The 12,754-nt window shown below is 62.3% G+C and carries 12 protein-coding genes; 5 read left to right on the forward strand and 7 right to left on the reverse strand.

Annotated features, from left to right (window positions below):
- Positions 1–100 precede the first annotated feature (100 nt).
- The 3 genes from NG698_RS09490 to NG698_RS09500 all read right to left on the reverse strand — a co-directional run bounded on the left by NG698_RS09490 (position 101) and on the right by NG698_RS09500 (position 5,609).
- On the reverse strand, positions 101–1,996 hold the full coding sequence (locus NG698_RS09490; RefSeq protein WP_252601861.1) for a helix-turn-helix domain-containing protein: 1,896 nt from the start codon (positions 1,994–1,996) through the stop codon (positions 101–103).
- A gap of 819 nt (positions 1,997–2,815) precedes the next feature.
- Positions 2,816–4,327, reverse strand: coding sequence for a CoA-acylating methylmalonate-semialdehyde dehydrogenase (locus NG698_RS09495; protein WP_252601864.1), 1,512 nt, complete (start codon positions 4,325–4,327; stop codon positions 2,816–2,818).
- A 121-nt stretch (positions 4,328–4,448) separates the two neighbouring features.
- Positions 4,449–5,609 carry an iron-containing alcohol dehydrogenase gene (locus tag NG698_RS09500; RefSeq protein WP_252609427.1) on the reverse strand — a complete coding sequence of 387 codons (1,161 nt, stop codon included), beginning with the start codon at positions 5,607–5,609 and terminating at the stop codon, positions 4,449–4,451.
- A 137-nt stretch (positions 5,610–5,746) separates the two neighbouring features.
- Between NG698_RS09500 and NG698_RS09505 the strand changes: the two genes are divergently transcribed.
- The 3 genes from NG698_RS09505 (at position 5,747) to NG698_RS22090 (ending at position 8,168) form a co-directional block, all read left to right on the forward strand.
- Entirely contained in the window at positions 5,747–6,652 is a 906-nt protein-coding gene (locus tag NG698_RS09505; protein WP_252609429.1) for a LysR family transcriptional regulator, read from the forward strand.
- 51 nt (positions 6,653–6,703) lie between these two features.
- A complete protein-coding gene (locus NG698_RS09510; protein ID WP_252609431.1) occupies positions 6,704–7,786 on the forward strand; it encodes an IS630 family transposase in 1,083 nt (360 codons plus the stop codon).
- A gap of 106 nt (positions 7,787–7,892) precedes the next feature.
- Positions 7,893–8,168: a hypothetical protein gene (locus tag NG698_RS22090; RefSeq protein ID WP_509908524.1), complete on the forward strand. Its 276-nt coding sequence runs from the start codon at positions 7,893–7,895 to the stop codon at positions 8,166–8,168.
- A gap of 112 nt (positions 8,169–8,280) precedes the next feature.
- Here the strand turns inward: NG698_RS22090 and NG698_RS09515 are convergent, their stop codons facing one another.
- Positions 8,281–8,721 carry a recombinase family protein gene (locus NG698_RS09515; protein ID WP_305887090.1) on the reverse strand — a complete coding sequence of 147 codons (441 nt, stop codon included), beginning with the start codon at positions 8,719–8,721 and terminating at the stop codon, positions 8,281–8,283.
- A gap of 95 nt (positions 8,722–8,816) precedes the next feature.
- Positions 8,817–9,983, reverse strand: coding sequence for an IS110 family RNA-guided transposase (locus tag NG698_RS09520; protein WP_252609433.1), 1,167 nt, complete (start codon positions 9,981–9,983; stop codon positions 8,817–8,819).
- A 351-nt stretch (positions 9,984–10,334) separates the two neighbouring features.
- Between NG698_RS09520 and NG698_RS09525 the strand changes: the two genes are divergently transcribed.
- Positions 10,335–11,719 (forward strand): IS3 family transposase gene (locus tag NG698_RS09525; RefSeq protein WP_252609435.1). Its coding sequence is split into 2 segments (ribosomal slippage): positions 10,335–10,653 and positions 10,653–11,719, totalling 1,386 coding nucleotides; the frame shifts between segments, so codons are not numbered across the junction.
- On the opposite strand, the gene NG698_RS09530 is transcribed toward NG698_RS09525, so the two are convergent.
- Both NG698_RS09530 and NG698_RS09535 read right to left on the reverse strand, forming a co-directional pair.
- Positions 11,708–11,890: a recombinase family protein gene (locus NG698_RS09530; protein WP_374210088.1), complete on the reverse strand. Its 183-nt coding sequence runs from the start codon at positions 11,888–11,890 to the stop codon at positions 11,708–11,710. The genes NG698_RS09525 and NG698_RS09530 overlap by 12 nt on opposite strands.
- A gap of 191 nt (positions 11,891–12,081) precedes the next feature.
- Positions 12,082–12,222, reverse strand: a complete 141-nt coding sequence (locus NG698_RS09535) for a hypothetical protein (protein ID WP_252609437.1) — start codon at positions 12,220–12,222, stop codon at positions 12,082–12,084.
- Positions 12,223–12,462: 240 nt separating this feature from the next.
- Between NG698_RS09535 and NG698_RS09540 the strand changes: the two genes are divergently transcribed.
- The coding region (locus tag NG698_RS09540; RefSeq protein ID WP_252609439.1) for a low temperature requirement protein A at positions 12,463–12,754 on the forward strand (292 nt) is incomplete at its 3' end.

Below are 12,754 nucleotides of genomic sequence, written 5' to 3' on the forward strand. Positions count from 1 at the left end.
AACCACGTGACACTCACCATGTGATTCCGTGCCATATAAAGCCACTGTACATGTGGTCCGGTGCCATATGCTTTGGTTCGGCGGAAAGCAGGCCCGCTGGTCAGGAACCGCCGGAGCTGACGCCGGCTGTCTTCATCCGCCATAAGCGCAGCGCCACTTGGACGTCAAGGGAACGGCTTCCCCGGCGCCACGGGGCACCGATCAGGGCGTCTATCCGGTCCAGCCGTTGCCTAAGGGTATTGGGGTGGATGTGGAGGGAGTCGGCCGCTTCCTGGATGGCGCCACCGTTTTCCTGGAACGTCCACGCTGTGAGGACCAACTGCGTTCCCCGCCGCTCGTCGTAGCTCAGAAGTGGCCCCAGCTGTGCAGTGAGCAGCTGTCCAGCGAAGGGGCTGTCCATCGCTCCGAGTAACATTCCTGCGGTACCCAGGGCGGCCCGGTCCGCTGCCTCGCCGTTGCGCGAGAGGGCCTGCAGCGCACGGAGGACGGCGTGGGCTTCGGTGTGGGCCGCGGACAGCCGGGCAAAGCCGGTCACTGGTTCTGATGTCCCGACGCTGGCCGTGATGCGGCGTCGTTTCAGCTCGTCAATGATGGACTGGCCGGTGTGTGCGGCACCGCTGGCTTCATTCGGGCGGCTGTCGCGTCGTTCGAAGGGTTCAATGATGCACAAGTGTGATTCGTGCAGGGCGATGATTCCCGGGACCCCGTCGGGTCGATGCCTCAGCACGGAGAGTGCCCGTTGGCGCTGGTCGTCGCTGACCCCCACCACGCGCACCACGAGCTGGAGGTGGTTTGCCAGACCGAACTGCCCGGCCCTGCGGGTAAGCGCTGCCGCGTGTTCAGAGCGGGGGCTGAGCAGGTCATCGATGAGTTCCAGCTGCAGCCGGTATTGGGCGTCCTGGAATGTGCGTTCTAACAGCAGCGACACACTGAGCACCAGGGCGCTGCGTTCCAGGACCGCGAGCCGGGCCGGGCTGAGTTGCTCCGCGACGATGAGGGAGGCGAGGTGCTGGTCGCCCGCTACGGCGGACATGACGGTGTATTTCTTGTCCTTGACCTCGAACTGTACGGCCGCCCTCCTGGCCGCAGACTCCTCAGCGGCGCTCAGGGCCGGGAGGCTACCGAAGTCACCGTCCGATGCGAGCCCCGCCAGCGGCTCGCCCATGGGAGAGACCAAAAAGACAGGAGTGTCCAGGGACTCGGCCAGCAGGTTGAGCAGGTAGGGAAGGCTGCCGGTTGAGGCCAGGGTTTCCATGAGCCGCCGGTCCAGGGTTGAGAGCTCCTCCAGGGCCCGTACGTGGGCCAGGTTCTGCCGCTGTGCTTGGTCCAGTCGGGTGAGGGCGCTGGCCATTTCACTGAAGTAGCGGGCGTTCTCCAGCGCGACGGCTGCGTGCGTACCAATGGATTCCATCAAGGCCACGTCGTCACTGCTGAACTCGTGCGCATGCCTGTCGGCGACCAGGAGCGCGCCGATTACTTTCCCTTCTGCGCGAAGGGGGACACCCATGATCGCCCGGACGCCCTCGGCTGCCACAGCAGTGTCGCTGGACTCCAGATGGGATTTAGACTCGTCCATTAAGTAGTCGGCGCTCTGGGAGGGTGCCTCGCCGGTCGCCACGGCGCCGAGCACGCCTACGCCGAGGGGCATGCGGATGTTGCGGAAGAGAGCGGTCGTTGCGCCGTCGGTCACCCGGACGTAGGACTCACCGCTGCCATAGTCGTTCAGGCTCAAGTAGGCGATGTCGCTGCCGATCAATGACCGGGTGCGCCGGACGATGGCCTTGAGTACTGCCTCGACGTCGCGTATGCCGGTCAGGTCGGTGGCCGTATCGTAAAGGACCCGCAGCAGGCCCTCCCGGCGACTCGCCTCCCACAACTGGGCGTTCAACCGGCGTGCCGCCGCCGCAGTGGACTGGTCAATGGCCCCGGCTTCCAGCCAGGCGGACAGCGTGGTCTCCAGATCACCCGCGGAAACACCATGGTCAAGCATAGCCATGAGTTGGCCGGCACCCTTGGTACCGCCTGACGGGCTTCCACCGCTGTGAACGGCAGAACTGTCATTGGCACCCATGAACCTAATGCTAGTCCGTGGGCCACGCTGCCAGAGTCGGTCACCGCGCAATAACGGCCGGACAGAGCTGCGGACGCTGCAGCGCGCTCGTCCAGCCACTCTCTAGGGAAATGTCCCGGGGAAGCGTGGGATGCAGGATCTTGTCCTCGACGATCTCGTCCACTTCCACGCTGAGCCGCGCAGCTTTGCGGAAGCCGGCCAGGACTCCCAGCAGGCATGCAAGGAATAGCGGGGGAGCGCAAGTGCAACAGGCTCCGCGGCCGCCTGGCAATTTATGCCAGCGGGAAAGGGGCGGCGTCGGGCCTGGGAGAGCACGCCTTCGACAGGGCTTTGGGGACCCGAAATGGATGCGGGCCCGACTCGACCAAGCCGTCGCCGGCAGACCACCCAGCATCTGCGCCTGCGGGCACGAGGGCATCGTTCCCGCCTCGTCGATGCAAGACCCGCGTGCCGTCGGTGCTCAGGCAGGAGGACGTAGGCAACACGGAACCGGGCAGCGTGATCGGGGACATTGCTGCCGGACAGGGCAGGAACGTGGTCCTGAACACCTGCCGGTCAGGCGGTGTAGGGGCCGGTGACGCAGGTGTATTGGGCCCCTGCTGTCTCAAGCCCGAACATCTAAGTACTGGATGATCCTGAGGAGTTCGAATGCGGTACAAACCCCGCGGCTCATACTGGGTCAGCAGAGGGAGTATTACTCATCGTTTGCTTCATCTGGCTGAACCCTGTACTTGGGGCGCGCGCCTAGTTGGAGGGGAAGTTGTAGGAAGCGCCGGAGGCGTGGCTTGCTTCGGGCCAGCGCGAAGTGATGACCTTGCCGCGGGTGTAGAAGGAAACGCCTTCCGGGCCGTAGATGTGCTTGTCGCCGAACAGCGAGGCCTTCCACCCGCCGAAGGAGTAGTAGGCCACCGGCACGGGCAGCGGCACGTTGATGCCGATCATGCCCACATCGACGGAGCGCTGGAACTTCCGCGCCGCGGCGCCGGAGGAAGTAAAGATCGCGGTGCCGTTGCCGTACGGGTTGGCGTTGATCAGCTTGATGCCCTCCTCCAGGTCCGCCACGCGGACCACCACGAGGACGGGGCCGAAGATTTCCTCGGTGTAGGCGGACATCTCGGTCTTGACGTGATCCAGCACGGTGGGACCAACCCAGAAGCCTTCCTCATGGCCGGGGACCACCAGGTCGCGGCCGTCCACCACCATGGCGGCGCCGGCGGCTTCTGCTTCGGTAATGGTCCGGACGATGAAGTCCCGGGAGTCAGTGCTGATGACAGGGCCCATGTCGGCGTCGGGCTCCGTGCCGTTCTTGACCTTGACGTCCAGGGCGCGCTCTTGGACCTTCTTGACCAGCAGGTCGGCGGCGTTCCCGACCGCGACGGCGACGGAGATGGCCATGCAGCGCTGCCCGGCCGAACCGAAGGCGGCGGCGGCGAGGTGGTCGGCGGCGTTGTCGAGGTCCGCGTCGGGCATCACGATGGCGTGGTTCTTCGCGCCACCCAGGGCCTGGACGCGCTTGCCGTGCGCGGTGGCGGTCTCCATGATGTGCTTGGCGACAGGGGTGGAACCGACGAAGGAGATGCCGTCCACGTCCGGGTGGGTCAGGAGACCGGAGACGACCTCCCGGTCCCCGTGCAGGACCTGGAACACGCCGTCGGGCAGGCCCGCCTGCTTCCAGAGCCTGGCCAGCAGCATCGCTGCTGAAGGGACCCGGTGGGAAGGCTTAAGGATGAAGGCGTTGCCGGTGGCGATCGCCATCGGGGCCATCCACAGCGGCACCATGACGGGGAAGTTGAACGGGGTGATGCCGGCAACCACACCGATCGGCTCGCGGAACGAGAACACGTCGATGCCGGTGGAGACCTGATCCGAGTACTCTCCCTTGAGCAGCTGCGGGATGCCGCAGGCAAACTCGATGACCTCCAGGCCGCGGCCGATCTCGCCCTTGGCGTCAGAGAGGACCTTGCCGTGCTCGGCCGTGATCAGCTCGGCGAGTTCGTCCACGTGGGAAGCGACGAGCTCGCGGAACTTGAACAGCACGGCGGTGCGCTTGGCCAGCGAGATGTCGCCCCACGTGAGTGCCGCGGCCTTGGCCGCGGCGACGGTTGCGTCGAGATCCTCGCGGTTGGCCAGCCGCAGCTCGGCGCTGACCTGGCCGGTGGCCGGGTTGTAGACGGGCTTGGTGGCGGTGCCTGTACCTGCAGCCTCGGTTCCGCTGATGAAGTGGTTGATGGTGGAGGTGACGGTCGTCGTGTTCATCGGTTTTGTTCTTCCTGGCTTGAGCATCGGGCGTTCATGCGGCCGCACATGCAATATCTGATTAGAGAGCTGTCTCTTGCCGCCCCGCAGCGGGAGCGAGAGGAGGATGTATTGGGATTGGCTAGGCGTAGATGCTGGCGTAAATGTCTTGGATTTGCTGTGCATCGGGAATGACGGGATTGTTGGCGGGTGAACCGGAGGACAGCGCCTGTTCGGCCATGAGCGGAAGTTTGGATTCCCAAGCATGCCGGTCGATGCCGAAGACCTCTGGGGTGGGAACGTCTAGGTCGGCATTAATCGCATGCAGTTCGGCCACGAGCGCTACCGAAGCTTCTCGGTCGGTTGCTGCTGCGGAGGCTACGCCTAGAGCACGCGCGCATTCGGCATATCGTGACTCCGCGGCAGTTACTGAGAATTCGGTTACAGCTGGAAATAGCATCGCATTCGCCAGCCCGTGTGCCACATGGAAGTGAGCACCTATGGGCCTGCTCATGCCGTGAACCAACGCGACGCTGGAGTTGGAGAATGCGATACCTGCCTGGGTGGCGGCCAGCATCATGGCCTCCCGGGCTGCCTGGTTCGAGCCGTCTTCGTAGACCTTTCGGAGGTTCGTCCCGATGGTCTTGATAGCTGACAGCGCGAATGCGTCTGAGAAGGGACTGGCCTTCTTGCTGACAAAGGCTTCAATGGCGTGGGTCAGCGCATCGATGCCTGTATCAGCAGTGAGCCGGGGTGGCATGGACAGGGTAAGCGTGTGGTCGATGACAGCAGCCGCAGGCAGGAATGCTATGCCGGCGCACAGCATCTTTTCGCCGGTCTCGGAGTCGCTTATGATCGTAAACTGCGTGGCTTCGGAGCCACTTCCTGCTGTGGTGGGAATTGCGACAACGGGAAGCGCAGGGCCAGTGTTGTTCCTCGGTGCCTTGTAGTCCCGCATCTCGCCGCCTTGCCGGCTTAGGATTCCAAGTGCTTTGGCTGTATCGATTGCGCTGCCGCCGCCGAGACCGATGATGATGTCAGCCTCGTGTTCATTTACCGCTCTCACGCCGTCGCTCAGGGAATCGGTGGTGGGATCAGGGACCGTTCCTGAGAATACGGCGACACTCAGCCCGGACTTCCGCAGAGTTTCGATCAAACTGCTAACCACGCCGGAAGCAACCATGTAGGCGTCGGTGACTATAAGCGGGCGGTGTCCTCCGAGGTCGCTGACTAAGGAGCCCGCCTCGTGGATGGCGCCCCCGCCTGCTCGCATTAGGCGGGGAAGTGCAATGTTGGCAACCATGAAACACCTTTGTTTGAACACGCCTCTCATATCGGGCGGTTTGGATTCGAATTGCTACCACGCTCTCATGGTACGGATGCCCAAACAATGACCAAAAGTGCCCTTTGGTGTGCATTTTTGCACGGTAAGATAATCGGATGATCTCTGCTGACGACTTACGCTTCTTCTTGGAGGTGTCCCGTACAGGCAAGCTGGTGGCAGCGGCACGTGGACTGGGCGTTGACCACACGACGGTGGGTCGGCGCATAACCCAACTTGAAAAGGCTAGCGGTGCGAGGTTGTTCGTGCGCGCCCCGGGAGGGTGGGAGCTCACGGAAGCCGGGGAACGCCTGGCCATCCATGCTGAGGCTGTGGAGTCATCCCTGCTGGCCGCCGCCGAGGAACTCGGTTCCTCGGCAGGGCGGTTGTCCGGAACCTTGCGGATTGCGGCCCCTGATGGGTTCGGAGCTTTCGTACTCAGCCCGGGACTGGGTAATCTACGAGCACGGTATCCCGACCTCAAAGTGGAAATAGTCACGGCCACCCGCCTCAACCTACTGGCCTCAAAGGAGTTTGATGTCGGCATCTCCCTGGCACGGCCGACGATCCGGGGGGTTGAGTCGTTCGAACTTGCAGAGTATCCGCTCGGCCTATATGCAAGCGCACAGTACCTTCAACGTCACGGGCCCATATCTAACGTGGATGAGCTCTTCGAGCACTCCGTCATTGGCTACGTGGATTCGCTTCTGGACATTCCTGCGCTGCGATTTCTGGACGCAGCACTCCCTGGAGTCCGCCCGGCCATCCAAACGAACAACATCACGGGGCAATGGATGGCCGCAGTTGCGGGGCTGGGTGTTGCAGTCCTTCCCTTTTTTATTGCTGAGCCTGATCGCCGGCTCGTCCATATCCTGGATACATCGGTAGCTATTCGGAGGAAGTACTGGCTGGCTGTTCCGCGTGAGCTGCAGCGGTTGGCCAGGATCCGGGCGGCCCATCAGGAACTCAGGGAGCTGGTCCTCGCCCATCCGTATCTTGAGGTAAATTCTTCCACCGGGCACTAGTGTAGCGTGTCGTTGATTACTTTGGGTCTGATTGTTTGTCAGACTTGATTCATGGTTTATCTGGCAAGGGCATTGGAATTGCGCGACGGGGACCGAGGGGACCTGGAGGCCCTGACGCGTGGGAAAGCGTCCACCGCGACAGTGGCCTTGCGGGCGCGCACGGTCTTGTTGGCTGCCGACGGGATGCCGAATATCCAGATCGAGAAGATCACCGGGTTTTCGGCACCCACGGTTTTGAAGTGGCGCAACCGCTACGCCGAGGGCGGGATCGAGGCCCTGTCCGATGCCCAGCGCCCGGGCCGGGAGCGGGAGATAGACGAACTCGCCCTGATCGCTGACACCCTGACCAATGACGGGAACCCGCCGGCGGAGCTGGGAATCTCGCACTGGTCGGCTCGGATCATGGCCGAACGCCACGGAATCTCCTTTTCCTCCGTCGCCCGGATCTGGCGCCGTTGGAAAATCCAGCCCCACCGGATCGAGACGTTCAAGTTCTCCACCGACCCCGCTCTGGAGTCCAAGCTCCGGGACGTAGTGGGCCTGTATATGTCCCCGCCGGAAAACGCGGTGGTGGTGAGTATCGATGAGAAGACCCAAATCCAGGCACTGTCCCGCACCGGCCCGGACCAGCCATTGTCCCCGACGCACCCGCTGCAGCAGACCCACGACTACAAGCGCAACGGCACCACCACTTTGTTCGCCGCCCTGGAGGTCCTTACCGGCAAACTCAGCGCGAACGCCTTCTACCCAAAGCACACCAACATCGAGTTCGTCGATTTCCTGGGCCGGGTCGCCGATGCCCACCCCGGGGTTGAACTGCATGTCATCTGCGACAACTATGCGACCCATAAGCACCAAAACGTGAAGGACTGGCTGGCCGAAAACCCGCGCGTGAGCCTGCATTTCACCCCGACCAGCTGTTCCTGGCTGAACATGGTGGAAATCTTCTTCGGGATCATCACCCGCCAGTGCCTCAAACGCGGCGCATTCAGCTCCATCAAAGAGCTCGAACAAACCATGGAACGGTACATCGAGAACTACAACCAGGACGCCAAACCATTTACCTGGACCAAATCAGCGGACTATCTCCTGGGCAAGATGAAACGCAAACAAACCATTAACACGGAACACTAGCGACCTATAGAACCGTCCGCCCGAAGCTCCGCCTTCTTCGGCCGCTACGCTGGCAGCAAACACTTCGCCGAGGATCGGGTGCCCGACGATACGAACTTTGCGGCGGATGTGTTCGTTCACGACACCCAGACCGCCGTTCAACGATTTGCGACAGAACTTCGAAGCATGCGGTGTCGTTGAACTTGCGGGAAAAGCCGTCGGCGCATCCTTCGTCGGCATAATTGCTGCTTGCCTCGCGGTTGCTGAACCGGGCAGGGAGCTCCATGGGGGCTCTGGCATCGAAGTTGTAAACCTTGCATTGAGATCCAACGATCTCAAAAAGGCCCCAGCGGCGACCAAGGGAGATATAGTGCCCAGCGCACTCACGAGTCGTCTGCACTGATAACCCCAGAATTACGGGGATAGTGCAGAGGGGTATGGTCTGGCAGCGTCCGGACCCGGCTGCACTGCGAGGCAGTTTGTTTCGTAGTCGCTTGCTGCACCAAATAGCGCCATCAGGTGACTGGTGCCTTCGCGGCGCCCGTCGCCGGGATCCACCGGTAGAGCGTTGGCACGGATATGCCGAGGCTGCTGGCAACCTCCCGGGGCGGCGTTCCCTGGCTGAGGAGCTTCCGGGCTGAGCGGATCTTGGCTTCTGTCATGACGCGTTTTCGGCCTCCTACTCTTCCTTGTTCGCGCGCTGCCTGAAGGCCTGCCTGCGTGCGCTCGATCATGAGCTCGCGTTCCATCTGCGCCAAGGAAGCCATCACGTTGAAGAAGAAGCGTCCGGAGGCCGTGGTGGTGTCGATCGAGTCGGTGAGACTGACAAAGCCAATCCCGCGATCGTTCAGGCCTCCGGCGAAATCCAGGAGGTCCTTCACGCTGCGGCCAAGACGGTCCAGCTTCCACACGATGAGGGTATCGCCCTCCCGGAGCGCATCCAGGGCCTTGGCCAGACCGGGGCCCTACGTGATGCTCCTATAGTTGTCAACTCATATCTTTTGCCGGGTTTTGTTCGGCGAGCCAGCTCCTGTATTCGTGGGCGAGGGCGTCATCGCGGCTGAGTCCTCGTTCGATGCGGGAAAGGGTGCCCGGCCAGGTTGCGAAGTGTCTGGCGGCCGGTTTGGAGGGTGAGTCCAAGCTGCTGTCGCGTTGGGCGCAAATCGCTGATAGCCGGTGCGGGCTGGGGGTTTGTCAGCTGGCCGTAAATTTCCCGGGAGACGTAGCGTTTGAGGCAGCGCATGATCTCTTTCTTGGACTTGCCTTCTTCGGTTCGCCGGGCAACATAGTCTTTCGTGCGCTGGTCGGTGGCCATGCGGGAAACGACCACGTGGTGGATGGCTGCGTTGGCGGCTCTGTCGCCGCCGTGGCTGAGCCTGTGCCGGGTGGTCTTCCCCGAGGAGGCGGGGATGGGGGCGGTGCCTGTCAGGGCGGCGAACTGGGCTTCGTTGCCGATGCGTTCCGGATTATCTCCCACGGTGACCAGGAGCTGACTGGCGACCTCGGTTCCGACCCCGGGAAGGTCGCAGAGCATCGGGGCGTGCACGGCCAGAATTTCGGCCAGCTGGTCATCTGCCTGGCTGATTTCGCGGTCCAGATTCCGGTAGCGGGTGGCCAGATTCTTCAACACCATGGCGGTGGCATATTCAGGGTCGGTCAGGGTGCCAGCCGGACGTGAGCGTTCCAGGGCCGGGATGAGCTGCACGGAGCTCATGCCGCGGTATTTGCTGCGTAACGGTTCCGCGGCGGAGACCAGGATGCCTTTGATCTGGTTGACTGCAATGGTGCGGGCCTTCATCGCCGAGATCCGGGCGGCGCGCACGACCCTGAGGCATTCGACGGGTCCGTCCTTGGCTTTCGGGGTGGAGGTGCCGCGCTGGGCGAGAACGGATTCCGCGGCTTGGTAGGCGTCGAGGGGATCTGATTTGCCGCGTAGCCGGCGGGCCTGCCGGTTGGGTCGGTTGATTTCCTGAACCGTCAGCCCTTCCTTGGTCAGGACCCTGCTCAGCTCTGCGCCGTAGCTGCCGGTTCCTTCGATTCCTACGCCGAGGACGGGACCGAATTCGGTGATGAAGGCAAAGATTTTCCGGTAGCCGGATCCGACGGCCAGGAATTCCTGGTCGGCAACGTGCTTGCCGTGCTCGGTGATGATGGCGACGTGGTGGGTATCGGCGTGGGTATCGACGCCGGCGATGACTTTCAACAGATCGTTTGCCATGATGAAACTGCCCTTCCTTTGCATCACATGCGTAATTGACGGGCACGTTGGCCAGGCGGGCAGACAAGACGGCAATGGGACTGTTAGCTTCAGGCTCCTATAAAGTCATGTCCGCCTGGTCAGCGCACTTCCTGCAGTCTTGAAACGGTGGACAGATCACGTAAAGGACAGCCCCTCGGGGCGTCAGTCAGGCTGGGGGTCACACCGCTTCAAGACCATTATCATCATTGCCGTCAGGCTGGAACGGTGCCACTGGGTCATAGCAAGTCCGCTTGATCGCGTGGGGCGAGAACCAGGAATCTAATCATTATGTCTAGTCCAGTTTTGAGTGCCGTAGGCAAAGATGGTCCTATGAACAGTCCCGGACCGCGTGCCGGTGGACCGAGCGCTCGTCGGTCGTTCACCCCCGCGCAGAAGCTTGAATTTTTGGCCTCGTACGAGGCCGCCATCGAGTCCAATGAAGGCGGCGCGTTCCTGCGCCGTGAGGGCCTGTATTCCTCGCAGATGACTGAATGGCGCCGGCTCCGTGACGCCGGCGTTTTGGCGGGCAAGAAGCCCGGGGAAACAATCGGGAAACTCTCCCAGGACCAGGCCGAGATCGCGCGTTTGCGCCGCCAGCTGGAGGTGAGTGAGAGCCGGTTGAAAAGATCCGAGGCAGCCCTGGGAATCATGGAAAAACTCTCGGCGTTCTTAGAGAACGCCATTCAGGAATCACCGGACGAGCCGAAGTCCAAGAAGAGCTGATGGCCTCCTACCACGGCCTGCGCCAACAACAGGTCCCCACCCGGCAGGCGGCCTCCCTGGCCGGGATCTCACGCACCACGGTGTACCGCAAGCCGGCCCCGCCCCGGGAGCCGGCGGCGGTGACGCCACCGAACAAGCTCAGCCCTGCCGAGCGGGCTGCGGTGTTGGCGGCGTTGAACGCCCCGGAGTTCGTCGACCTGGCACCGATGCAGGTCTATGCGAAGCTCCTGGATGCGGGCGTCTATCTGGGCTCGTTGTCCACGTTTTACCGGGTGTTGGAGGAGAACAAGCAGGTCAAGGAACGCCGCCGCCTGGCCAAGCACCCTCCCCGGGCCGTTCCCGAGCTCGTGGCCACCGCCCCGGGCCAGGTGCTGACGTGGGACATTACGAAGCTGGCCGGGCCCATGAGGGGCAAATACTACGACTGCTACATGATGGTCGACATCCACTCCCGCTTCATTGTCGGCGCGCACGTGCACGCCAGCGAATCCGCGGTTCTGGCAGTGGAGATGATGAAGGAAATCTTCGGCATCCACGGCATCCCGCAAGTCGTGCACGCGGACAGGGGCACGTCGATGACGTCCAAGACAGTGGCCGCGCTGCTCTCGGACTTGGAGGTCACCCGGTCACATTCCCGCCCCCGGGTGAGCAACGATAATCCGTACTCAGAAAGCCTCTTCAAGACCATGAAATACGGGCCCATGTTTCCCGAACGCTTCGCTTCCCTTGGCGATGCCAGGGCCTTCATCAGTGAGTTTGTGGACTGGTACAACCATCATCATCAGCACTCCGGGATCGGCTTCCACACGCCCGCCAACGTCCACTACAGGCTCGCCGCCGGCGTCGCCAAGCAACGCTCCGAAACCCTCGCCGCGGCACGGGCGAAACATCCCAACCGCTTCACCAAACCCACCGACCCCAAAATACTGGCCCTGCCCGGGCCCGCATGGATCAACCAACCCAAGGAAAACACCGAAAAACTAGCAGCCTAACTCCCACTGGTACCGACCGACTTGAAAAATTCCGGGGCGGCCGGGCTTGGTGCCGCTCATCGTGTCTTCAAAGATGCGATCGCATCCCGCACCCTTTAAGGCACCCAGCTGCAGATCAAGGTTCTGGTCACGCGTGGAGACTCGTGCATAGCCGATACGGTGTGCAGCCATTTGGGTTTGTCTTCTCAAAACTCGATTCGGGATCCTAGCTCGACTCTACTGTGTGACTGTTAACTTCGTTTGGCGGTTAAATCGCAGCTTGGGATGGCGGTTCTGCGGGTCCGGCTCCCGGGCCAGGACGAGTTTGTCCAGTTCAGTGGCCGGCTCGTGGATCTCCCGGCCTTGTGGTCACGCTCTTCCCGTCACGCCTTCTCCACCTCGGAGTGCCTGGCGTCATCAGCCGTTGCCGCCTCAGGCCAGACCATTCCGGCTATGCGCACTGCCAGCTCGGTGACGGGCTGCGGGGTGGCCGCGGTCTTGCCCGCGGCGGCAAGGTGCTCCAATTTCCATGCCTTGAGGTACCTCGTGGAGACGGTGGGGCTCCGCTCGGCACTGATCTGGTCTGCGGCTGCGCAGATTTCGCGCTGAGGTCCGCCATGGTAAACGCTCCCAAGTAGTAGGGGTCGATGGAAGGTTCAAGCCAACGCTCATGCCTGACGTTGGTTCGGCATTAACGGCCACTATTATCGAGCCCGGTGGCCCACCGGCTGAGGCGACAGCTTTGTAAGCCAAACCGATGGCCCTTGACTTCTCTGCTGACCGTTGTCAGCCTTTTCGACAACAGGAGGGGGCGTCCGTCCGCTCATGAAGCCCAGTGGAGGATACAGATGATCCGTGCCAGGTCGCTGATGCGTCCTGCGACTTCCGGAGACCGGGTTACGCATCTTGAGCTGTTCTTCGATCTGGTCTTTGTTTTCGCGCTATTGCAACTCTCCCATCATTTGGTGGAGAATCCTTCCTGGGTGGGGGCCGGTGAGACCCTTGTGCTTCTTCTTGGGGTCTATAAGGTGTGGGTGTACACGACCTGGGCCGCGA

The organism is Pseudarthrobacter raffinosi, from assembly GCF_023913735.1.
GTDB classification, from domain to species: Bacteria; Actinomycetota; Actinomycetes; order Actinomycetales; family Micrococcaceae; genus Arthrobacter; species Arthrobacter raffinosi.